This is a genomic window from Phenylobacterium sp. (assembly GCF_019636135.1).
Taxonomy (GTDB): domain Bacteria; phylum Pseudomonadota; class Alphaproteobacteria; order Caulobacterales; family Caulobacteraceae; genus Phenylobacterium.
The window spans coordinates 50,538-73,223 of record NZ_JAHBYD010000014.1; the positions used below are offsets into that span (position 1 = coordinate 50,538).

Annotated in this window: 18 protein-coding genes; 7 read left to right on the top strand and 11 right to left on the bottom strand. The window is 70.4% G+C overall.

Going from position 1 to position 22,686, the window contains the following annotated elements; translation table 11 throughout:
• Positions 1–134 precede the first annotated feature (134 nt).
• Positions 135–1,025 carry a phytanoyl-CoA dioxygenase family protein gene (locus KF737_RS11490; protein ID WP_296454543.1) on the top strand — a complete coding sequence of 297 codons (891 nt, stop codon included), beginning with the start codon at positions 135–137 and terminating at the stop codon, positions 1,023–1,025.
• A 49-nt stretch (positions 1,026–1,074) separates the two neighbouring features.
• On the opposite strand, the gene KF737_RS11495 is transcribed toward KF737_RS11490, so the two are convergent.
• Positions 1,075–2,271: an acyl-CoA dehydrogenase family protein gene (locus KF737_RS11495; RefSeq protein ID WP_296454545.1), complete on the bottom strand. Its 1,197-nt coding sequence runs from the start codon at positions 2,269–2,271 to the stop codon at positions 1,075–1,077.
• A 119-nt stretch (positions 2,272–2,390) separates the two neighbouring features.
• Between KF737_RS11495 and KF737_RS11500 the strand changes: the two genes are divergently transcribed.
• Together KF737_RS11500 and sppA are read left to right on the top strand one after the other, a co-directional pair.
• On the top strand, positions 2,391–4,196 hold the full coding sequence (locus KF737_RS11500) for a dipeptide ABC transporter ATP-binding protein (protein WP_296454547.1): 1,806 nt from the start codon (positions 2,391–2,393) through the stop codon (positions 4,194–4,196).
• 270 nt (positions 4,197–4,466) lie between these two features.
• On the top strand, positions 4,467–6,245 hold the full coding sequence (gene sppA / locus KF737_RS11505; protein ID WP_296454550.1) for a signal peptide peptidase SppA: 1,779 nt from the start codon (positions 4,467–4,469) through the stop codon (positions 6,243–6,245).
• A gap of 151 nt (positions 6,246–6,396) precedes the next feature.
• Here the strand turns inward: sppA and KF737_RS11510 are convergent, their stop codons facing one another.
• The 4 genes from KF737_RS11510 to KF737_RS11525 form a co-directional block, all read right to left on the bottom strand.
• Positions 6,397–7,398, bottom strand: a complete 1,002-nt coding sequence (locus tag KF737_RS11510) for an aspartyl protease family protein (RefSeq protein ID WP_296454553.1) — start codon at positions 7,396–7,398, stop codon at positions 6,397–6,399.
• The gene (locus KF737_RS11515) at positions 7,395–9,119 is read right to left on the bottom strand and encodes a sulfotransferase (protein WP_296454555.1); all 1,725 of its coding nucleotides are present in this window, start codon (positions 9,117–9,119) and stop codon (positions 7,395–7,397) included. The genes KF737_RS11510 and KF737_RS11515 overlap by 4 nt, the downstream gene beginning before the upstream one ends.
• Positions 9,120–9,182: 63 nt before the next feature.
• A complete protein-coding gene (locus KF737_RS11520) occupies positions 9,183–10,955 on the bottom strand; it encodes a tetratricopeptide repeat-containing sulfotransferase family protein (RefSeq protein ID WP_296454558.1) in 1,773 nt (590 codons plus the stop codon).
• A gap of 92 nt (positions 10,956–11,047) precedes the next feature.
• On the bottom strand, positions 11,048–13,999 hold the full coding sequence (locus tag KF737_RS11525) for a TonB-dependent receptor (protein ID WP_296454560.1): 2,952 nt from the start codon (positions 13,997–13,999) through the stop codon (positions 11,048–11,050).
• A 420-nt stretch (positions 14,000–14,419) separates the two neighbouring features.
• On the opposite strand from KF737_RS11525, the gene KF737_RS11530 reads away from it, so the two are divergent.
• Positions 14,420–14,956: a hypothetical protein gene (locus KF737_RS11530; protein WP_296454562.1), complete on the top strand. Its 537-nt coding sequence runs from the start codon at positions 14,420–14,422 to the stop codon at positions 14,954–14,956.
• 374 nt (positions 14,957–15,330) lie between these two features.
• Here the strand turns inward: KF737_RS11530 and KF737_RS11535 are convergent, their stop codons facing one another.
• Genes KF737_RS11535 through KF737_RS11545 form a run of 3 tightly spaced genes read right to left on the bottom strand, consistent with a single transcriptional unit; the run spans position 15,331 to position 18,307 of the window.
• Positions 15,331–16,509: an aspartyl/asparaginyl beta-hydroxylase domain-containing protein gene (locus KF737_RS11535; RefSeq protein ID WP_296454564.1), complete on the bottom strand. Its 1,179-nt coding sequence runs from the start codon at positions 16,507–16,509 to the stop codon at positions 15,331–15,333.
• Positions 16,506–17,387 carry an ABC transporter permease gene (locus tag KF737_RS11540; protein WP_296454566.1) on the bottom strand — a complete coding sequence of 294 codons (882 nt, stop codon included), beginning with the start codon at positions 17,385–17,387 and terminating at the stop codon, positions 16,506–16,508. The genes KF737_RS11535 and KF737_RS11540 overlap by 4 nt, the downstream gene beginning before the upstream one ends.
• The gene (locus KF737_RS11545) at positions 17,384–18,307 is read right to left on the bottom strand and encodes an ABC transporter permease subunit (RefSeq protein ID WP_296454568.1); all 924 of its coding nucleotides are present in this window, start codon (positions 18,305–18,307) and stop codon (positions 17,384–17,386) included. The genes KF737_RS11540 and KF737_RS11545 overlap by 4 nt, the downstream gene beginning before the upstream one ends.
• 114 nt (positions 18,308–18,421) lie before the next feature.
• Here KF737_RS11545 and KF737_RS11550 point away from each other — a divergent pair, with 114 nt between their 5' ends.
• The 3 genes from KF737_RS11550 to KF737_RS11560 all read left to right on the top strand — a co-directional run bounded on the left by KF737_RS11550 (position 18,422) and on the right by KF737_RS11560 (position 20,059).
• Complete coding sequence (locus KF737_RS11550; protein WP_296454570.1) at positions 18,422–18,829, top strand: TIGR01244 family sulfur transferase; 408 nt, start codon at positions 18,422–18,424, stop codon at positions 18,827–18,829.
• Positions 18,826–19,728, top strand: coding sequence for an MBL fold metallo-hydrolase (locus KF737_RS11555; protein WP_296454572.1), 903 nt, complete (start codon positions 18,826–18,828; stop codon positions 19,726–19,728). The genes KF737_RS11550 and KF737_RS11555 overlap by 4 nt, the downstream gene beginning before the upstream one ends.
• Before the next feature lie 136 nt (positions 19,729–19,864).
• Positions 19,865–20,059: a hypothetical protein gene (locus KF737_RS11560; protein ID WP_296454574.1), complete on the top strand. Its 195-nt coding sequence runs from the start codon at positions 19,865–19,867 to the stop codon at positions 20,057–20,059.
• Here the strand turns inward: KF737_RS11560 and KF737_RS11565 are convergent.
• Genes KF737_RS11565 through KF737_RS11575 form a run of 3 tightly spaced genes read right to left on the bottom strand, consistent with a single transcriptional unit; the run spans position 20,056 to position 22,635 of the window.
• Complete coding sequence (locus KF737_RS11565; protein WP_296454576.1) at positions 20,056–20,463, bottom strand: DOPA 4,5-dioxygenase family protein; 408 nt, start codon at positions 20,461–20,463, stop codon at positions 20,056–20,058. The two genes, KF737_RS11560 and KF737_RS11565, sit on opposite strands and share 4 nt — an antisense overlap.
• Positions 20,460–20,972 carry a GNAT family N-acetyltransferase gene (locus KF737_RS11570; RefSeq protein WP_296454578.1) on the bottom strand — a complete coding sequence of 171 codons (513 nt, stop codon included), beginning with the start codon at positions 20,970–20,972 and terminating at the stop codon, positions 20,460–20,462. Before KF737_RS11570 ends, KF737_RS11565 begins: the two co-directional genes overlap by 4 nt.
• A 16-nt stretch (positions 20,973–20,988) precedes the next feature.
• Positions 20,989–22,635 (bottom strand): long-chain-fatty-acid--CoA ligase, encoded by a 1,647-nt coding sequence (locus tag KF737_RS11575; protein WP_296454580.1) that lies wholly within the window; start codon positions 22,633–22,635, stop codon positions 20,989–20,991.
• Positions 22,636–22,686: the final 51 nt, after the last annotated feature.

Here is a 22,686-nt window from a genome sequence, read left to right on the forward strand (position 1 = left end):
CACTCAGTGACAAAGTGGCGTCGGACGCATTTGTCAATCGACGATTGGGATCCATATGTCACCTCACTCCACTTGACACTGAGTGACACCAATTGTTCGATGGATCAGGCACGAGGCTTGACGGAGACGGCGGGATGGAAATTGGCAAGTGGTCGGCGACGCCCGACCTCAACGACATCTACCGCGACATCCGCGAGCTCGGGCTGGAGTCCAACCTGGCGGAACTCGAGGCGTTCGGCTTCACGGTGGTGGAGGACGCCCTGAGCGACGAGCAGGTGCAGCACTTCCGCGGCCGCATCCTCGAGATCGCGGAGGAGCGCAAGGGCTCCAAGCTCGACCTCGAGAACGAGACCGAGCATGTGGAAACGGAGTTCATCCCGTTCCTGCTCTACAAGGACAAGCGGTTCAAGGAATCGGTGACGAACCCGAAGACCCTGGCGCTCATCACCTATCTGCTCGGCAAGCACTGCATCCTGTCGAGCCTCGGCTGCCATCTGAAGGGCCCGGGCGGCAAGGGCCTGCTGCTGCACAGCGACACCAGCAACGGGATTCCCGACCCGTTCTCGCCCTACAGCCACGTGGCGAACTGCAACTACGCCCTGACCGACTACACCGAGGCGAACGGCGCGCTCGCCATGGTGCCCGGCAGCCACCGCCACTTCCGCCAGCCGACCCAGTACGAGCGCGGCCTGGACGGCAACGAGCGCTACGAGCATGTGATCCCGGTCGAGGTGAAGGCCGGCTCAGCGGTGATCTGGCACGGCAACACCTGGCACGGCTCGTTCCCCCGCAAGAACCCCGGCCTGCGCATCAACCTCTCGAACTACTTCTGCCGCGAGTACATCCAGCCGCAGGAGAACTATCGCTACACCGTGCCGGAAGGGTTCCTCGAGCCCGGCCAGGACGACCGGCTGGCGCGCCTCCTGGGCGCCGATCTCGCCTACGGCTGGACCGACGAAGGCCCGCTCAAATACTTCAAGCGCCGCGAACAGGCCGCCGCGGGCATCCCCTCCTGGCAGTACTGAGGGCCTTTTCGGAACGCGCTCTGGAGGCGCCGATGGGGCCCAGCCGGCCTCAGAGGCCGAGCTGGCGGGCGATGATGTTCTTCTGGATCTCGGTCGTGCCGCCGTAGATCGTCTGGGCGCGCGTGAAGAAATAGCTCGCCGTCCCCGGCGCGGCGAAGGCCGGGATGTCCTCCAGCCCCTCGCGCCAGTCCGCGCCGCGCCGGTCGGCGAAGAACGGCTGGGCGTAGGGGCCGGCCAGTTCCAGATAGCGCTCGGTGATCGTCTGCGCCGTCTCGGTGGCGGCGATCTTGATGATCGAGGCCTCGTCGCCCGGAGCCTCGCCGTTGGAGAGCGGCGCCAGCGCCCGCAGCGTCGTCATCTCCAGCCCCAGCAGGTCGATCTCCGCCTCGGCCGTGCGGCGGCGGAGCGCAGAGCCGTCCGCGGTCAGTTCGTCGCCCCAGGGCGCATCGGCCGAGGCGCGGCGCAGCGCCTCCAGTTGACGCCGCTTGCCGGCCACGTGCGCGTAGGAAGTGCGCTCATGGTTCAGCAGGTGGCGGGCGTAGGTCCAGCCCAGCCCCTCGTCGCCGATCCGGTTCTCGACCGGGACCCGCACGCCGGTGAAGGTCACGGTGTTCAGGTGGTGGCCGCCGTCGATGGTGACGATCGGCGTCACCTCGATGCCGGGCGTCGCCATGTCCATGCAGAGGAAGGTGATGCCCGCCTGCTTCTTGCCCTCGTCCGAGGTGCGCACGAGGCAGAAGATCCAGTCGGCGTAGTGGCCGTTGCTGGTCCAGGTCTTCACCCCGTCGACGATGTAGTGGTCGCCGTCGCGCACGGCGCGGGTGCGCAGCGATGCGAGATCGGAGCCGGAATCGGGTTCGGAATAGCCCTGCGCCCAGAACGTCCGCGCGTGCAGGATGTCGTCCAGCCAGCGGTCCTTCTGCGCCTGGGTCCCGAAGGTGTAGATCACCGGCGCCACGTAGAGCAGGCCCATCGGCGAGACGTTGGGCGCGCCGGCGCGCTCCAGCTCCTCGTCGAAGATGAAGCGCTCGGCCACCGTCCAGCCGGTGCCGCCGTAGGCCATCGGCCAGCCGGGCGCGAGCCAGCCCTTCGCGCTCATGGCGCGCTCGGAGGCGACCAGGTCGGCCTTCTCCAGCACCTGGCCGTTGGCCAGCTTGGCCAGGATGTCCTGTGGGTATTCCGTCGCGAAGTAGGCGCGGACCATCGCCCGGAAGGCTTCGTCGGATTCACTGAGCTCGAGGTTCACGCCAGCTCCCGTCTGCAGCAGAAAAGCTCATTTACGGCGCCCCTCGCGCTGCGTCAGTCCAGTTCCGACTGGCGTCCGGAAGAGTTTTGCGGTCGGCGGCGGGCGGCTATGGTCGGCGGATGGCGACCGGCTCCGTGCTCACCCTCTCGAACCTGACCGTCGACTTCGACACCCATGACGGCGCGGTCCACGCCGTCCGCGGCGTCTCGCTGGACGTGGCGCGGGGCGAGACGCTGGGCGTGGTCGGCGAGAGCGGTTCGGGCAAGAGCCAGACCTTCATGGCCGTCATGGGCCTGCTCGCCCGCAACGGCCGCGCCTCGGGCTCGGCGAAGCTGCACGGCCAGGAGCTGCTGGCCCTGAAGCCCCGCGAGCTGAACAAGGTCCGCGGCTCGAAGATGACCATGATCTTCCAGGACCCGCTGACGGCGCTGACGCCGCATGTGCGGATCGGCGAGCAGATCGCCGAGCCGCTGCGCCTGCATCTCGGCCTGTCGGCCGGCGACGCGGAGACGCGCGCCCGCGAGTGGCTGGACCGCGTGCGCATCCCCGACGCGGCGCGCCGCCTGCGCCAGTATCCGCACGAGCTCTCGGGCGGCATGCGCCAGCGGGTGATGATCGCCGCGGCCATGGCGCCGGGGCCCGAGCTGCTGATCGCCGACGAGCCCACCACGGCGCTGGACGTCACCGTGCAGGCGGAGATCCTCGACCTGATGGCCGAGTTGCAGCGCGAGACGGGGACCGCGCTGGTGCTGATCACCCACGACATGGGCGTCATCGCCCGCCTCGCCGACCGCGTCTGCGTGATGAAGGACGGCGCCTATGTCGAGGCGGGTCCGGTGGGCCAGATCTTCGCCGCGCCGGCCACCGACTACACCCGCGCCCTCCTGGCCGCGATCCCCCGCCTCGACCGCGCCGACCGCGGCGGCCGTCCCGAGATCGCGCCCGTGCCGGATGACGCCGAGCCGATCGTCGAGGGCCGCGAGGTGAAGGTCCACTTCCCGATCCGCGAGGGCCTGCTGGGCGCGACGAAGACCCTGCGCGCCGTCGACGGCGTGTCGTTCGCCGTGCGCCGCGGCGAGACGCTGGGCATCGTCGGCGAGAGCGGCTCGGGCAAGTCCACCCTGGCCCGGGCGGTGCTGAACCTGTGGCCCGCCAACGAAGGCGCCGTCACCCTGCTCGGCCGCGACATCACCCATGCCGACCGCGACGCCATGCGCGCGGCCCGCAAGGATCTTCAAATCGTCTTCCAGGACCCGCTGGCCAGCCTCGACCCGCGGATGACCGTCGGGACCTCCATCGCCGAGCCCCTGACCGCCTTCCGCCCCGACCTCGATGCGGCCGCCCGCGAGGACGAGGTCCGCGCGATGATGCGCAAGGTCGAGCTCGATCCCGGCCTCATCAACCGCTACCCGCACGAGCTTTCCGGCGGCCAGAACCAGCGCGTCGGCATCGCCCGCGCCATGATCCTGCGGCCCCGCCTGGTCATCTGCGACGAGGCGGTCTCGGCCCTCGACGTCGGCGTCCGCGCCCAGATCATCGACCTGCTGATCCAGCTCCAGAAGGAGATGGGGCTCTCGATGATCTTCATCAGCCACGACCTGGCCGTCGTGCGCGAGATCAGCCACCGGGTGCTGGTGCTCTACCTCGGCCGCGTCATGGAGATCGCCGACCGCGACCGCATCTGGCAGGCGCCGCAGCACCCCTACACCAAGGCCCTGCTCTCGGCCGCGCCGATCCCGGACCCGGCGGTCGAGCGCACCCGCAAGCGGCTGCGCCTGGCCGGCGAGCCGCCCAGCCCGATGGACCCCAGGGCGGCCTTCCGCTTCGCGCCTTCGCGCCTGCCCGCCGACGGCTCGACGCCGGTCCTGCCGCCGGCGCTCCGGGAAGTGGCGCCCGGGCATCTCGTCGCGGAGTTCGACACCTAGGGTCCAGACTCGATCTCTCTGAGGGAATTCAATGACTTCCGCTCATCCCGGCGAATGCCGGGACCCAGATCCACGCTCGCGGAGGCTGATGGGAGGACCTCGCAGCCCCCGGAACCCCTCCTCTTGCGCCATGCCATCTGGGTCCCGGCATTCGCCGGGACGAGCGGCATGGACTTCGACACCTAGGGCCGCGCCGCTTCCGCAGCGTCCCAATGTGTGCGACAGCCGCACTCGGGGCGCGGGCGCACGTTTGCGACACTAGGGCTAGAAATGAAGCAGTTCCTGATCACGGCCGCCGGGGTCTTCGCGGGCCTGGTGATCTTCCTCGTGGGCGTCCCGGTCGTGCTGGTCAGCATGGCGCTGGGCGCCGCCGCCCCGGCGCCGATCCCGGCCAGGACGGTGCTGGAGCTCGACCTGCGCCAGTCGCTCACCGACCAGTCGCCGCGCAACCCGCTCTGGGGCCTGGGCCGCAACTCCACCTCGGTGATGTCGATCATCGAGACCCTGCGCCGCGCGGAGGGCGACGGGCGCATCAAGGGCCTGCTGGTGCGCCTGCCCGAGGGCGGGCTGGAGCCGGGCATGGCCGACGAGATCCGCCTGGCGCTGGCCCACTTCCGCGCCGCCGGCAAGCCCGTCTACGCCCACAGCCAGGGCATCTATCCCGCCGGCATCGTGACCACGACCTACATGCTGGGCCGCGCGTCCGACCAGTTCTGGATGCAGCCGGGCGCCTCGCTGCAGGTGACCGGGATCGCCACCGAGGAGATCTTCTTCAAGCGCTTCTTCGACAAGTACGGGGTGAACCCGCAGTACGAGCAGCGCTACGAGTACAAGAACGCCGTCAACGGCTATCTCCATTCCGACTTCACCCCGGCGCACCGGGAATCGACGCTGTCGTGGATGGGGTCGGTCTACGCCTCGAACCTGGCCTTCGCGGCCGCCGACCGCAAGGCCGATCCGACCGCATTGAAGGCGGCGCTGGAGGCCGGCCCCCACCTCGCCGACGACGCCCTGAAGCTGAAGCTGATCGACCGGATCGGCCAAGTGCGCGAGGCCGAGCAGGCGCTGCTCGACAAGGCCGGGGACGGCGCCCGCGCGGTCGACTTCGACGACTATGCCGACGACCGCAAGATGAACGCCAAGCCGGTCGGGAACGCGATCGCCCTGATCGAAGCCGAGGGGCCGATCGTCACCGGCAGGGACCAGGGCTCGAACCCCTTCACCCGCGGCTCCACCATCTATTCCGACGACCTGGCCGACGCGATCGTGCGGGCCGGCAAGGCCGACTCGGTCAAGGCCATCGTCCTGCGCGTGAATTCGCCCGGCGGCTCCGACACGGCCTCGGAGCAGATCCTCGACGCGGTCCGCTTCGCCAAGTCCAAGGGCAAGCCGGTGGTGGTCTCCATGAGCACCTACGGCGCCTCGGGCGGCTACTGGATCGCCTCGGAGGCCTCCGCCATCGTGGCCCAGCCGACGACGCTCACCGGCTCCATCGGGGTGTTCGGCGGCAAGTTCGCCGTGGGCGAGGCGGCGTCGCGGTTCGGCGTCGACCTGCGGCCGGTGGGCGTGGGCGGCGACTACGCCGGCGCGTTCGGCCTGGGCCAGCCGTTCACGCCGGCCCAGCGCGCGGCCTTCGCCGGCTGGATGGACCGCATCTACGGCGAGTTCGTCGCCCGCGTGGCGGCGGGCCGGAAGCTGTCGCCCGACCGCGTGCGCGAGATCGCCAGGGGCCGCGTCTGGACCGGCGCCCAGGCCAGGGGCCTCGGCCTCGTCGACGAGGTCGGGGGCTTCTACCAGGCCATCGACAAGGCCAAGCAGCTCGCCAGCCTCACGGGCGACATCCCGATCCGCCGGATGACCCCGACCGAAGGCGCGTTCGAGGCGCTGCAGAACATGCTGGGCGTCTCGGCCCAGTCGGCGCGGACGTTGGCCGCGGCCGCCTGGATCTTCGGCGACCCGCGGGCGCAGGGCGTGCTGGACCGCGTGGCCGAGGCCAGGCTGCGCGGCCAGGGCCACGGGACCGTCCTCGCCCCGATGCCGATCCGCTAAGCGCAGCGTGCGCCGCAGGCGCCCCTGATTCCCACCACGAAGATCACGAAGACCACGAAGAGGTCCGGGAAGCGCGCCGCGCTCAGCTCATCTGCAGCGCCTTCGTGATCTTCGTGGTCTTGGTGGTTGAATCGACACTGCGCTGACGCGCCTAAGCGGCCGTCCGTCGGCGGGCGCGGATGAAGGTCACCTCGCGGCGGCCGAAGTCGAGGGTGACCTCCTCGAAGTTCCGGAGCACGTCGATGCCGACCAGCATCGCCGGCCGGTCGTTCAGGCCCCAGAGGTTGAAGATGTGCAACGGGGCGAAGGCCGCGCGGATGTTGTCCAGCCCCATGCCGCCCAGGCGCAGGCGCGGCAGGACCGCGAGCGTCGCCGGCGAGGTCTGGCCGGTCGCACTGATCAGCTCGGTCGGCGTCAGGCGCGCCGCGAGCCCGGGCCGCAGCCGCACCAGCGCGTCCTCCAGCGCCGGGTTGCCGCAGGTGATCTGCGAGCCGGAGTCCAGGAACGCCCGCACGGGGATGCCCGCCACGTCGGCGTCGAAGATGACGAGCTGGCCCGAGCGGTACTGCGCCGGCACCACGATGCCCTTCGTCGGGTCGGGGATGCGCGTGTCGATCGCCCTGCCGATCTGGGCGCCGACGCCCGACGGGCCGATCTCGAACGTGTTGGCGCGGAAGTTGAGCCGCATGCGCCGGTTCTTCAGCACGTCGATGCCGAGCAGGCCGTCGGCCCCCAGCGCCGACTTCGGGAGCGCCGGCAGCCGCAGGTTCCTCGACTGCACCTGCCCCACCCGCAGCAGCGGCGCCTTCACCAGCGGCGCGGGCTGCGCGCCCGCGATCCCGTGGACCTCGGCCACGCCGTCCGTCGGAAGACCGCACCGCTCGGCCGTCTCCACGCCCACCACGGTGTGGTTCGCGCCCGTGTCGACCACGAAGGCGAACGGGCCGTGGTTGGCCAGATGCACCGGCACGGTCATCCGCAGCGCCTGGTCGAACGCGGTCTCCAGCCGCGTGCCCGTGGCCGGGGCCTCGGCCTGCTCGGCGGCCAGATTGATCGAGAAGACCGGTTCGCGCCTGCCCGCGCACGCCGCCGTCACGCCGCCGAGCCCGAAGGCCAAGGCGCCCTGAACCGCGCCGCGGCGGGACAGCGTCATTCGCGCGGGTAGCCGAAGGCCTCGACCCACGGCTTGAGCTGCGGTTGCACCGCCGCGAGTTCGGTCGCGTAGCGCCGCCACGCGCCCACGCCCTCGGCAGAGAGGCCGCGGCTGAGCTGGGCGCCGCTGGGCGTCGCCACCGCGCGGTCCCGCCCCTTTTCGGCGAAGTCGCGCATCGCGTCGTCCCACGGCAGGCCCAGGAAGTCGCAGACCTCCCGGACCGCGGCGTCGAAGTCCTCGATCAGCGCCTCGTGGCGCACCACGCGGGTGCGGGCGGCCATCGGCGCGTCCAGCCGCTCGGTGAGCCGCATGGCCGCGTCGTAGTGCCCCGCCGCGCCGGGCAGCGTCAGGAGCTGATAGGCCGACCCGCTCATCACGAAGCGGCGGCGATAGCACGACAGCACCACGTCGCGCGGGTCGCGCCGCGCGAACAGGATCTTCGCGTCGGGGAACAGCTTCAGGATCAGCGGCAGGCGGAAGGTGTTCAGCGGATGCTTGTCGACGAACACCTTGCCGGCGGGGCTCCCGCCCTCGGCCTTCACGCGCTCCCAGTAGGCCTCGCGCAGCGGCGCCAGCTCGCTCTCGCCGGCCTTCGCCAGCCGGATGAGGTCCTGCGGCTGGCTCAGGAAGGCGCGCTGCGCGGCCTCCAGCGTCTCGCGCTCCTCCAGCGCTTCCACGTCCGGGTGGCTGGCCAGCACCTGCTCCAGCAGCGTGGTGCCCGAGCGCGGGAAGCCCAGCAGGAAGACGTGGGTCTTCGGCGCGTCGGCCCGCGCGGCCCCGCCGGCCGACGTCCAGGCGTCGGGCGGGATGTTGTCGAGCTCGGCGATCATGGCGCGGGCGAAGTCGAGGGCGCTGGTGCGCTGCCCGTAGACCGGCGCATAGGCCCGCCAGAGCTCCATGTTGCAGGCGGCATAGGCCGCGAACGCCTCGGCCGGCAGGTCCATGGTGTCCAGCACGTCGCCCAGCAGGCCCTGGGCCAGCGCCCGCTGCACCGGCGTCACCCGCTCGTCGGCGATCAGGAGGTCGAGCCGCTGCTTGGCCCGCTCGCCCGCGCCCTCGGCCGCGTCGGCCGCGGCCAGCACCATCACGGCGTCCGGGAAGTTGGGCTGGGCGTCCAGCACGTCCTCGGCCAGGGGCCGCGCCTCGGCGTGCGCGCCGCGGCGGCTGAGCAGGTTGGCCAGGCCCTGGACCGCGCCCAGGTTCTCGGGCTGCAACTCCTCGGCGCGGCGGTAGGCGGCCTCGGCCTCCTTCAGCCGGCCCAGGGACTCCAGCGCCGCGCCCCGCGCACAGTGCGCGCCGGCGAACTCGGGCGCCATGGCGCAGACGCCCTCGAAGACGCCCAGCGCCTCGCGGTAGCGCTCGATGCGGGTGAGCACGAGGCCCAGCGCATTGCGCGCGCCGATGTCGTTCGGCGCGATCTCCACCGCCCGGCCCAGCGCCTTCAGCGCGTCGTCGAACCGGCCCTCCTGCTCGCACTTCAGTGCGACCAGGTTCAGCACCATCGGGTGCTCCAGGCCGCCCTGCCAGGCCTGCTCGGCCATGGCGGAGGCGCGTGCGAAGTCGCGGGTCTGGGCGGCGGCCTGGATGGCCTGCAACGTCTGCCGGTCGGCGTCGGGGTCACGCGCGCCGGGCGTGGCGGCCGGCGCGGCCTGCGCCGGCTTCGCGGCCGGCGTGTAGCCGCCCACCTTCACCTTGATCTGTCCGACCTTCCACTCGCTCAACGCCGTAATCCCCAGACTTCGATTTCGTCCGGAACCTAGCAGGCCGCGTGCCAACGCGCGCGTCTAGATGGATGGCGCGTCGGGGTAGGCGGCGAGAGCGGGGCCGAGCGCGGCCTTCAGCGGCTCCAGGAACGGCTCGAAATGGCGCCAGTGCTCGGCCGCGTCGGTGAAGATGGGCTTGCGTACCTGCTCCGAGCTCGCCGTCCGCACCGCGCGGTCGTTCTCGTAGAATTTCAGGCAGTTGGCTTCGAACGGCAGGCCGCAATGGTCCAGAAGCCGGCGCGTCTCGCCCTCGGGATCGGCCACCATCCGCTCGTAGATCACCCGATGCACGCGGCCCGGCAGCACCGCGTCGATGTGCGCCATCAGTTCCACGTAGTCGCGGTAGTAGCGGCCGAGATCGGTCTGGTCGTAGCTGAACGCCTGTCCCACGGCGAAATGCTGTTTGTAGCCCGAGAAGCAGCAGCCCAGCGGATGGCGGCGCGCGTCGACGATCTTCGCGTTCGGCAGGATCAGGTGGATGAAGCCCGCGTGGATCCAGTTGTTGGGCAGCTTGTCGATGAAGAACGGCCGCCCGAGCTTGCGGTGGACCTGGGCGCGATCGAGGTATGCCTCGCCCAGCGCCCGCAGTTCGCCGGGCGGCAGCGCCGCCAGCACGTCGGGATAGACGCCCTCGGCCTCGCGGCGCGCCGGGCCGGCCAGCTTCGCCGCGAGATTGGGCAGATGCGGCAGTTCGTGGGTCCCCTCCACCTGGCTGTGGCTGGCGAGGATCTGCTCCACCAGGGTCGAGCCCGAACGGGGCAGCCCCAGGATGAAGATCGGGTCGGGGCGCGGGCTCCCCTGCCCGGCCCTCGCGGCCAGGAACGGCACGCTCAGCACCGCCTTCGTGCGCCGCATCTGGATCGTGGTCTCGTCGGCCACGTAGTCCACCCGCGGCCGCTGGAGCGCATTGCCGCGCTCGTAGTGCGCGAAGGCCTCGGCGTAGCGGCCGGCGTCCTCGTGCGCCTTGCCCAGCGCGAAGTGCAGTTGCAGCCGGTCGACCTCGGCCAGCCGGCCGCCCAGCGCGCGCTCCATGGCCGCCACGTCCTCGGGCGGGAAGGTCACGGTCTTGAGGTTGGCCAGGCTCCACCACGCCTCGCCCAGCCCCGGCGACAGCGCGATCGCGCGGCGATAGGCGGCCACCGCCTCGGCCTGCCGCCCGACGGTCTTCAGCACATGGCCATAGCTCATCAGGGTGAGCGGCTGGTCCGGATCGGCCTCCAGCACCGAGGCGTAGCCCGCGACCGCGCCCGGATCGTCGCCCAGCCTCAGCAGCGACGAGGCCTTGAGGTGCCGGTAGACCGGATTGGCCGGATCGGCCGCCAGCAGCGTCTCGGCCTCGGCCAGCGTCTCCTCCACCTTGTTCCGCCAGTTCAGCACCATGGCGTAGGCGTAGCGCGCCGAGGTGAAGCCGGGCGCGAGCGCCAGGCAGCGGGCGAGCAGGTCCTCGGCCTCGGCGTTGCGCCCCGCCCGCGCGCAGAGGTCGCCCAGCATCCACAGCGCGTGGACGTCGCTGGGCCGCGCCGCGACCACCTCGCGGAGCGCGGCATGCGCCTCGGCGAAGCGGCCCGCCACGAGGGCGTCGGCGCAGCGCACGAGCGCGGGATCGGAGACCGTGGCCCGCATCTCCCGCGCATAGGCCGCATCGGCCCCGGCCACGTCGCCGGCCAGCCGCAGCCGGTCGCCCTCGGCCCGATGCCGCGCCGCCGCGGCGAGGTCGGCGGAGGTCGCGGCGGGCGGCGACGGCGCGAGGCCGCCCACGCGCACCGTGAACTTGCCGCTCGACCAGTTGCTCATGCGCTTCCTTACCAGTGCGCGGCCCCGAAAACCAAAGGGGCGGCGGATTGCTCCGCCGCCCCCGAAGGCCATCTCTGAGATCTGTCGCGCGACTAGAAGTCGGCGGTCAGGCCCAGGAAGACGTAACGGCCGAACGAGTCGTACACTTGCGGCCAGGTGTTGCCGCTGCACGGGCCGCTGGGGCAGTTCGACGAACCCGTCAGCGGCGGATCCTTGTCGAACACGTTGTTGACGCCGAAGCGGAAGTTCAGGTTGTCCTTCACGGTCCACGTCGCCGTCAGGTCGATGTAGTCGCGCGAGCCGAGAACACGGTCGGACTGGTACTGGATGCCCGTGTTGTTGAGCTGCGGATCGTTCGAGTAGGCGTCCAGGGTCGCCTTGTTGAAGTGACGCCATTGGATCGAGAGGCCGAGGCTCTTGATCCAGTCGCCGTACTCGAACGGCGTGTTCCAGGTCAGGCGGACCTTGTGGCGCCATTCCGGAGCCGGGACGCCGCAGACGGTGCCGTACAGGCCGGCGCAGTCATAGTAGGCGTCGCCCGGAAGCGGCTTCGTCTGCAGCTTGTCGAGATAGGTGCCGACGAACGACAGCGAGATGCCGCCCGCGTTCTCGAGGCCGAGGGTCTCGAGGTCGGTGCGGTAGCCCGCGTTGATGTCGATGCCCTTGGTGCGGAGCGCGCCGGTGTTCAGCGTGGTGTCGACCACATAGCCCTGGTTGGAGAGCCAGATCGAGCCGGCCGCGTCACGCTTCACGAGGCCGCAGAAGAACGGATCGAGGGTGTTGACGCAGCGGTTGATGATGATGTCCGCACCGATGCCGTTGATGTAGTCCTTCACCTTGATGTCGAAGTAGTCGACCGAGAGGTTGAAGCCCGGCAGGAAGGTCGGCGTGGCGACGAAGCCGAACGAGAAGGTGTCCGAGGTTTCCGGATCCAGGTTCGGGTTACCGCCGGTCTGACCGTTGTACTGGTTGGCCGGGTTCGCTTCGATCGCCAGGACCTGCGCGGTCGTCAGGTTGAACGCCTGGGCGCAGCGCGCGACGAGCGCGTTGCCCGCCGTCAGGCCGGCGCAGGGATCCTGCGTGCCGTCGAGGACGACGTTCTGCGGCGAGAACAGCTCGAGCACGTGCGGCGCACGGACCGCACGCTGGTAGCTGGCGCGCACGCGGAGGTTGTCGTCGAACTGCCAGTCACCGGCGATCTTGTAGGTGTCGGTGGTGACGCTCGTCGAGTAGTCCGAGTAGCGGTAGGCCAGTTCGACCTGCACGCGCTTGGCGAAGGCCATGTCCGTGATGATCGGCAGGCGGGCTTCGGCGAAGGCCTCATAGACGTCGAACGAGCCGTTCACCGGCGGCGAGGCGCCGCCCGAGCCGTTCAGCAGGCCGGCCGACGACACGTAGTCGGCGGCGGAGTCGAGCTGTTCGCGGCGGTACTCGGCGCCGAACGACACGCCCACGCCTTCTTCCGACCAGGGGCTCTTCACGCCGTAGTCGGTGAGGTCGCCGCCCATCGAGAAGTTGACGACGCGTTCGTAGGTGTTGCCGGTCGAGAAGCTGGGCGTCTCGAGGTAGTTCAGTTGGTTGCGGGTCACACCGCCGTTGGCGAAGATGTTGTAGGGCACGCAGGCCGGGTCGCTGCCGTCCACCACGCTCTGGCAGGTCGGCACGCCGTTCACGCTGACGACGTTCAGGGCGTTCTGAATGGCGCTGGTGCGGAAGAAGCCGGTCTGGACCTGCTTAAACTTCACGCGGCCGTACTGCATGAAGAAGTCGTAGTTCCAGTTGTCGTTCAGGTCGCCGCGCAGACCGACCACGTAGCGGTACTGGGTGTGCTCGGTGGTGCCCTGACGGCCGCCGCCCTCGGTGTTCCGGCGGGCCACAGTGCCCGTGAACGTGCCGTTCGGGTTGGTGGCGCAGGTGCCGCCGCCCGACGCGGCCGTGGCGGCCAGCAGGCCCTTCTGCTGGGCCGAGAGCAGCGGGTTGGCGCAGTTGATCGAGAAGGTCCCGGCGAAGATGCCGCCCGGCGCGATCTGGTACGTGGACGTGTCGTCCATGAACATCATGTCGGCGTAGGCGGTGGCCCACGGGGCGATCTCGTACTGGGCGAAGGCGCCCATCACGTAGCGGTCGTCGGGACGCTGGTAGTAGTTCGACGGGCCGAAGTTGTAGACGTCGCGGGCGGCGACGCGCGGGCGGAACTGCTGCGCCGCGCTCGTCACGTCGACGACGAAGTTGCCGACGCGGGCCGGGAAGGCCGTGCCCGAACCGCCGCAGGAGCTGAAGGTCGTGTCCGAGTTCAGGGTACAGGCCGAATAGTCGCGGTTGCCCTGCAGGATCGGCTCGACGTGGCGATAGCCGGCGTAGGCGGTGACGTTGCCCTTGCCGTCCGGCGCGTTGACGCCGATCACCAGGGTCACTTCCGAGCTTTCGCCGTCGCGGACGTTGTCCTTCGGCAGGGCGAAGAACTCGGGGCTGGCGGCGGCGGCGGCGGCCGTGCGGACGACGTCGGCGATCGGGCTGCCGTTGTCATGCTGATAGAGGCCGTACTGCGCGTCGACGCGCACGCCCTCGAAGTTCTTCTGCATGATGAAGTTGACGACGCCGGCCACGGCGTCGGCGCCGTACACGGCCGAGGCGCCGCCCGTCAGCACGTCCACGCGCTGCACGAGGGCGGCGGGGATGAAGTTGATGTCGGCGGCCAGGGCGCCGCCGCTGGTGTTCGGCGTGCCGGGCATCAGGCGGCGGCCGTCAACCAGGACGAGGGTGCGGGTCGCGCCCAGGCCGCGGAGGTTGATCGTCGCGGTGCCGGTCGAGCCGTTGGAGAGCGCCGCGCCCTGGGCCGCGAAGGCCTGGGGCAGGGTGTTGATCATGTCTTCGACGCGGGTCACGCCCTGCGCCTTCAGCTCCTGAGCGCCGATGGCGGTCACGGGGCTGACGCTTTCGAGGTTCGGCGACGGAATGCGCGTACCCGTCACCACCACTTCGGACACTTCGTCCGAAGAACCGGCCTGGGCCATCGCCTGCGACGAGACGCCCAGAAGGGCCACGCCGCCGATCATAGAAGACGCCAAAAGGCGTTCCCGCATGGACTTGAATTTCACGGTCTGGATCCTCCAGCAGACCACCCCTCAGGGCGGCCGCTCCCCACAAAAAGAGTCGGTCCCGGGGACGCTGACGTCTCCGGTTACGGCGGAGTTACGGTTCAGTGTGACGGACGGTCAACGAACATTAGCCGTCGGAAATGTTTCGGGCGCCCACCTGTCGCATTCTGGTCACAGATTGCCGCAGTCGAGGCGAAATCCGGCAAGGTTTCGTCAAGGATTGTGGCGGTGAGGGCCGGCTCCGACCCCGCTTCCCCATGCGGAACCGCGAATCCGCAGCCGCAGGCGGCAGGGCTTCGACACGCCCCGTTGCGCCGGCCGCCGGGCGCCGCTTAATGGGGCGGTGCGTCAATCGGGGTTTGGTCCATGAAGCGCTTTGCGGCGGCCGCGTTCGGCCTGGTTCTGGCGGCCGTGACGGGCGTGGCGTCCCTAGGCGCCCAGCCGAAGGCGGAGGGCGGCCGCGCCGCGATCGTCCAGGCGCTCGTGGACTGCCGGAAGCTGACCGAGGATGCGGCCCGCCTCGCCTGCTACGACGAGGCGACGGCCGCGCTCGACCAGGCCGAGGCCAAGGGCGACATCGTCGTCGTCGACCGCGAGCAGGCCCGCAAGGTGCGCCGCCAGGCCTTCGGCTTCTCCCTGCCCTCGATCACCCTCTTCGAGAAGGGCGAGACGCAGGAGGACCTGGAGAACGTCACCGGCGTCGTCATGGCGGCGCGCCAGGACAGCATGGGCCGCTGGATCATCAAGCTCGAGGACGGCGCGACCTGGGCCCAGATCGACGCCACCGAACTCTTCAAGACGCCCAAGCAGGGCATGCCCGTGAAGATCCGCAAGGCCTCGCTGGGCAGCTTCCTGATGACCGTCGACAACCAGCGCGCCTTCCGCGCCAAGCGCACGGACTAGCGGCGAACCTCCCCCGCTGCGCAGGGGAGGGCGATCGCATATGGCTTGTGGGCGGCTTGTCCGCCCGAGTCATGAACCGCAGAGATCGCGGAGATGCGCAGAGAAGCTCTCCCACGATTGTCATCCCGGTTTCGCCGCAGGCGAAGACCGAGACCCGACCGTCCGGTGCTCTGAGGTTGTTATCCGGCCCCGCTCGCCAGGGGCCGGCCCCCAACCATCGACGCACCGGACGGTTGGGTCCCGGTCTTGGGCTACGCCCAAACCGGGATGACAAACGGGGAAAGCCTCCGCGTATCTCGATCTCTGCGGTTCGACTGACGGCCTTTCGGCCGCCCGCATCCATATGCGATTGCCCTGCTGCGCAGGGCAGGTTTCTAGCCGCGGTAGAACGCGTTGCGCGCCGCCATCATGGCGTTGATGCGTTCGCGTTCGCCCGGCTCCAGGTAGGGGTTCCAGACGTCGAGGATCAGGATCACGCGGAGCTGGTCGGCGTCGTTCCAGGCCTCGTGCTCGATGGTGTCGTCGAACACCCAGGCCCTGCCCATCTCCCAGGCGCGGGTCTCGTTGCCCACCCGGAACCGCGCCGGCCCCGGCAGCACCAGCGGCAGGTGGCAGAGGAGCCGCACGTTGGTCGAGCCCGTGTGCGCCGGGATGCGCGTCCTGGCCTCCAGCGCCGAGAACATCGCCGTGGGCGCAAAGCCCGGCTGGTGCGCCAGCGGCAGCTTCTCGAGCAAGGCCGCCGTCTCCGGGCACGCCGCGCAGACCGCGTCGTTGCGCGCCCCGTCCTTCCAGAGGAACAGCGAGCTCCAGCGCCGCGAGTGGTTCAGCTCCTCCCACTGGTTCACCGGCGCGTCGGCCGGGAACTGGATGTAGGGCGCAAACGCGTCCATCCGCGTCGCCAGCGCGCCCGCCAGCTCGGCCTGGATCACCGGCGTCGCCGCCTCCAGCTCGGGCAGCCAGGGGAACAGCTCGCGCGGATAGAACGGGATGGCCGGCAGGCGCGGGTAGTGCAGCAGCAGCGGCTCGTGCTGGTAGACCTTGCGGACGCCGGCGTAGACGCCGATCGCCTCCTCCAGCCGCTTCTGCGCCAGCTCGCTGCCGGCGGCGTCGATGGACCCCACCTGGTCGGCGAGATACCTGGCCAGCGCCTCGCGGGTCTCCTCCACCACCTGGCGCGCGCGGGCCAGCGGGCTTTTCAGGTTCGGCGGCAGGTTGGCTTCGGCCGGGGCCAGCTTGAGGGCGTTCTCGTAGACCTTCGCGGCCACCCGCGCGCCGTCCAGCTTCTCGACCACCGCGCCCTTCGAGAGCAGGGCCAGGAAGTTGTACGGATCCAGCGCCAGCGCCTCGTCCAGCGCCGACAGCGCCGCCGGCAGCGCCCCGCTCATGCGGAAGATCAGCGCCTTCTGCATCTTCACGTGCGGATCGTGCGGCGCCAGCGCCTCGGCCTCGCCGACGCACCGCAGGGCGCCGGCGGAATCGCCCCGCCGCATCGCCGCCACGGCGTCGGCCAGATGCTGCTCCGGTGACGACTGCGGCCCCCCGACCACGTTCACCGGTCCTTGGGATCGATGGCGTCCCGCAAGCCATCGCCGATGAAGTTGAAGCACATCAGGGTCACGACCATCACCAGCGACGGGAACACGAGCAGCCAGGGCGCGAGCTCCATGTCCGAGGCGCCCCCCGCGATCAGGACGCCCAGCGACGCCATCGGCGGCTGCACCCCCAGCCCGAGGAAGCTCAGGAAGCTCTCCGCGAGAATGACCGCTGGTATCGTGAGCGTCACGTAGACGACCACCGGTCCCAGCAGGTTCGGGACGATATGCCGCGCGACGATCGCCGTTCGGCCGAGCCCCGCGGCGCGCGCCGCCTCCACGAACTCCTTGTTCTTCAGCGTGAGGGTCTGGCCGCGCACGATCCGGCTCATGGTCAGCCACTCGACCGCGCCGATGGCCACGAAGATCAGCACGATGTTCGACCCGAAGGTCACCATCAGCAGGATCACGAAGAAGATGAAGGGCAGCGAGTAGAGGACGTCGACGATCCGCATCATCGCCTCGTCCAGCTTGCCGCCCACGTAGCCGGCGGTCGCGCCCCAGGCCACGCCGATCAGCAGCGAGACCGTCGTCGCCACCAGCCCGATGGCCAGCGAGACGCGCAGGCCCGTGAGCAGCCGGGCCAGGAGGTCGCGCCCCAGCGCGTCCGTGCCCAGCAGGTGCCCGTTCGTGAGCGGCGGCATCCACACGTCGGCCTTGTCGACCTGGTCGTAGGCGAAGGGCGTGAGATACGGCCCGACCGCCGCGGCCAGCACCAGCAGCGCCAGCGTCGCCACGCTGGCCACCGCGGCCCTGTTGCGCAGCAGCCGCCGCCGCGCGTCGTCCCACAGGCTGCGGCCCTTCACGGCGGGGGCGGAGGCGACGGGCGCGCGCCTCATGCCAGCCGCACCCGCGGATCGAGGACGGCGTAGAGCAGGTCGGCCAGGAGGTTCAGCACCAGGATGAGCGCGGCGTAGAAGATCACCATGCCCATCACCACCGTGTAGTCGCGCTGCAGCGCGCTGATGACGAAGAACTTCCCGAGCCCTGGCAGGTTGAAGATCTTCTCCACCACCAGCGAGCCGGTGATCAGCCCCGCGCAGGCCGGGCCGAGGTAGCTCACCAGCGGCAGGATCGCGGCGCGCAGCGCGTGCTTGCGCACGATCAGGCTCTCCGGCAGGCCCTTGGCGCGGGCGGTGCGGATGTAGTTGGCGCCCAGCACCTCGATCATCCCCGCCCGCGTCAGCCGCGAGATGATCGCGATCTGCGGCAGCGCCAGCACCGTCACCGGCAGCACGAGGTTGGCCAGCGCCCCGTCGTTCCACCCCGCGGTCGGCAGCCACCCGAGCTTGGACGCGATCACCAGCACCAGCAGCGGCGCCGTCACGAAGGTGGGGATGCAGACCCCCAGGATCGCCACCGCCATCACCACGTTGTCCGCCGTCCGGTTCTGCCGCAGCGCCGCGATCACGCCCAGGCTGACGCCCACGATCGCGGCGATGAGGATCGCCGACAGGCCCAGCTTGAGCGACGGCTCGTAGTTCTCCTTCAGGATGTCGAGGACGCTCTTGTCCCGGTACTTCAGCGACGGCCCCAGGTCGCCCTTCGCGACGCCGGCCAGATAGTCGACGTACTGCTGTCCCAGCGGCTTGTTCATGCCGTACTGCGCCAGGACGTTGGCCTCGATCTCGGGCAGCAGCTTGCGGTCGGAGTCGAACGGACTGCCCGGCGCCGCGCGCATCATGAAGAAGGCCGCGGTGACCACCAGGAACAGCGTCGGGATCGCCACGAGGAGCCGCTGGCCGATGTATCGCAGCATGGGGCTCGGGACGCCTTGCGGGAGAATGGGCCGCGCGCGGCCGGGACGTTGCGAAACTTCCACCCACCCCCGATGATGTCAACGAAACCTCCGCCCTCCTGTTAAGGCTTCCGCATGAGCGACTTCCGACGTGTCACCGACGAGTTCACGACCGCCCCGCAGATCAGCGTGGCCGACGTGGCCGAGGCCGCCCGCCAGGGCTTCAGGACGATCATCAACAACCGTCCCGACGGCGAATCGCCCGACCAGCCGACGAGCGCCGAGATGGAGGCCGCCGCGAAGGCCGCCGGCCTCGCCTACCACCACATCCCGGTGAGCGGCGGGCCGACGCCGGCGCAGGTGGAGCAGACCCAGGCGCTGCTGGCCGAGGCCGAGGCGCCGGTGCTGGCCTTCTGCCGCTCGGGCACGCGCTCGATCGTGACGTGGTCGCTCGGCCAGGCGAGCGCGGGCGAGAAGAGCCGCAGCGAGCTGATCGCCCTCGGCCGCGACGCCGGCTACGACCTCTCCGGGGTCCTGGGATGAGCATCCCCTACGTCCGCGACATCGAGATCGAATACGGCCGCTGCGACCAGGTCTCGCCGCTGATCCGGCGCGTCACCGCCGACAATCCCGGCCCCTTCACCTTCAAGGGCACCGGCACCTACATCGTGGGCAGGGGCCAGGTGGCGGTGATCGACCCCGGCCCGGACGATCCGGCCCACCTCGACGCCATCCTGAAGGCGGTGGAGGGCGAGACCGTCAGCCACATCCTGATAACCCACCATCATTCCGACCACTCGCCGCTCGCCGGGCCGCTGAAGGCCGCGACGGGCGCGCCGATCCACGGCTGCGCGGTGGCCGCGCACGACCACGACGACGGCGGGGTCAGGATGGAGGCCGGCCACGATCTCGGCTTCTCGCCCGACATCAGCCTCTGCGGCGGCGGCCAGGTGATCGAAGGCGCCGGCTGGACGATGGACGCCATCGCCACCCCCGGCCACACCTCCAACCACATCTGCTTCGGCCTGCGCGAAGAGAACGCCTGCTTCACCGGCGACCACATCATGGGCTGGTCGACCACCGTGATCACCCCGCCCGACGGCGACATGACCGACTACCTCGCCAGCCTCGCCGACATCCGGCGTCGCCGGTTCGACGTGCTCTGGCCCACCCACGGCCCGCCGATCCGCGACGCTGACGCCTTCATCGCCGCCTATGCCGAGCACCGCCAGGAACGCCTGGACCAGCTCACGACGGCGCTTGCGGCCGGCCCCGCCCGCATCAACGACCTCGTCCCGCGCCTCTACGCCGACGTCGACCCGCGCCTCCACCCCGCCGCCGCCCGCTCCATGCTGGCCGGCCTGATCCACCTCGTCCGCGAGGGCGCCCTCGCCACCGACGGCCCGCCAGGCCCCGACAGCGTCTACCGGCTTGCGGGTTAGGCGCCTCCCCTTCTGAACGTCATGGCCGGGCTTGTCCCGGCCACCCATGAACACTGAGCGGGCCGGACGGGGCTGAGCGGCGGCGCCATGCACTTCCACCAGTCGGCGTCTATGGATGGCCGGGACAAGCCCGGCCATGACGTTCAAGATATTGGAGTCAGGCCACCGTCCGCGGCGCCGGCGTCCCGCTGACCAGCGCCGCGACGCCCTCCAGCGCGCTCCGCAGCACCGCCTGCCCGGGCCGCCCAGGGAGATGCGCAGGCCGTCGGTGGTCGGCGCCCACGGCGAAGGCGGCTTCGCCTTCGACCGCCGCAAGGCCTGCGGCGGCTAGAAGTCGACCTTGCCGAAGCGCGGGACGCCCTGGTTCCGGCCGGGCGGGTCCATGACCGAAAGGTCGAGGTCCAGCGGCGGGCCGCCCAGCCAGGTCCCGAGCGTCGTGTGGTCGGCCAGGTCGTCGTCGGTCAGCGGATGCACCAGCGCCCGCAGGCCCGAGGCCTCGATCAGCGCCACCATCTGCGGCCGCACCCGCGCCAGGAAATGGACCTCGAACTGCGGCAGCGGGTGCGGCCCCACCGGTTCCTCGCGCAGCTTGCCCACCATTGCGAGGCCGGGGAGCGTCGCCATCAGCGCCGTCAGCCGCGCGTGCAGCGCGTCGGACACCGCCCGCTGGCCGGGCTCGTGGTAGATGTGCGCGTGGTAGGGCGCGGCCGCGTCGCCCGTCGCATCAGCGCTCACAGCGCCTTCTCCAGCACGTTGAAATAGAGCCCCGGCTGGGTCGGGACGCCGAAGCGGTCGTCGCCGTCGGGCCAGGGTTCGGTCTCGCCGGTGACCGCATAGCCGCGCCGCGCGTACCAGGCGATCAGTTCGGGCCGCTGATGCACCACGCTCAGGCGCATGGTCCGCGCGCCGTGCGCCCGGGCGAAGGCCTCGGCCGCCGCCAGCAGCGTTCGCCCCAGGCCGCCGTCCTGGCGGTCGGGGTCGATGGTCAGCATGGCCAGGCGCCAGGCGCCGTCCGCCGCGTCGAGCCGCACATGGCCCAGGTGCTCGCCGCCCTCGCGCCAGATCAGCAGCCGCGCGCCGGGCCGCGCCAGGTCGTCGGCCAGCAGCGAGGCGTCGATCCGCTGCCCGCCCACCAGCGTCTCGACCTTCCACGCCGCCTGCCCGGCCGGCGCGCGGTAGGCCCGGTTGGTCATGGCGATGACGGCCGGGTGGTCGGCCGGCGCGGCTTCGGTGAGCGCGATCATTCCGGCGTCGGCGGCGCTACGCCTTCTCCGCCACCTTCGCGGTCGGGAGCACGTAGTCCTTCATCCGGTCGCGGATCAGCTTCTTGTCGATCTTTCCGGTGGCGCCCAGCGGGATGTCGTCGACGAAGACCACGTCGTCGGGGGTCCACCACTTGGCGATCTTGCCTTCCAGGAAGCCGAGGTAGTCGTCCCGGGTCGCCGTCTCGCCGGGCTTCAGTTGCACCAGCAGGACCGGCCGCTCGTCCCACTTCGGGTGATAGGCGCCGATCACCGCGGCGTTGGCGGCGGTCGGATGCCCGACGGCGATGTTCTCGATCTCGATGGTCGAGATCCACTCGCCGCCCGACTTGATCACGTCCTTCGCGCGGTCGGTGATCTGCATGTAGCCCTGCCCGTCGATGGTCGCGACGTCGCCGGTGTCGAAGAAGCCCTCAGCGTCCAGGATATTCCCGCCGTCGCCCTTGAAGTAGCCGCCGGCGATGGCGGGGCCCTTCACCAGCAGGCGGCCGAAGGTGGCCCCGTCGTGCGGCAGGCGCTTGTCGGCGTCGTCCTCCAGCTTCATCTCCACGCCCAGCGGCGGGCGGCCCTGCTTCAGCTTGTAGCGGAGCTGGTCCTCGTCGCTCATCGCCGCCACCTTCGCGGTCGGCGCGGACAGCGTGCCCATCGGCGACATCTCGGTCATGCCCCAGGCGTGGGTCACGTCGACGCCGTGCTCGTCGCGGAAGCCGCGCACGATCGCTTCGGGCACCGCCGAGCCGCCGATCACCACGCGCTTCAGGGTCGAGAGCTTGCCGTTCGTGGCGCGCAGGTGCTGCAGCAGGCCGAGCCACACGGTCGGCACCGCCGCCGAGAAGGTCACGCCCTCGGTCTCCAGCAGTTCATGCACCGACGGCCCGTCCAGCTTCTGCCCCGGCATCACCAGCTTGCAGCCGGCCGCGGCGCAACTGAACGCCAGGCCCCACGCGTTGGCGTGGAACATCGGCACCACCGGCAGCACGGTGTCCTTCGCCGACAGCCCCATCACGTCGACGCCCAGCGTCACCAGCGTGTGCAGGAAGTTCGAGCGGTGCGAGTAGAGCACGCCCTTCGGATTGCCCGTCGTTCCCGAGGTGTAGCAGAGCGCCGCCGCCATGTTCTCGTCGAAGCCGCCCCATTCGAAGTCGGGGGCGCCGCTATCGACCAGGTCCTCGAAGCAGAGCGCGCCCGGCAGGTCCACGCCCTTCATGCCCTCGCGGTCGGTCATGACCACGACGTGCTCGACGCTCGGCATCTTGTCCCGGTTCTCGGCGAGCATCGGCACGAAGGTCAGGTCGGTGAAGATGATCCGATCTTCGGCGTGGCCCACGATGTAGCAGAGCTGTTCGGCGAAGAGGCGCGGGTTGAGCGTGTGGCAGACCGCGCCCATGCCCATGATGGCGTACCAGGCCTCCAGGTGGCGGCCGGTGTTCCAGGCCAGGGTGGCGACCCGGTCGCCGTGCTTCACGCCCAGCCCCTTCAGCGCGTTCGAAAGCTGCTTGGCCCGCCCATGCACGCCCGCCCAGGTGGTGCGCACGACCGGCCCCTCGACCGAGCGGGTCACGATCTCGCGGTCGCCGTGCCAGTTCCTGGCGTGGTCGAGGATCTTGTCGACCGTCAGCGGCCAGTTCTGCATCAGCCCCAGCATGGGCGCGCCTCCCGAAACTTATCGCTTGTAAGTTACTGACTACGCTTAGAG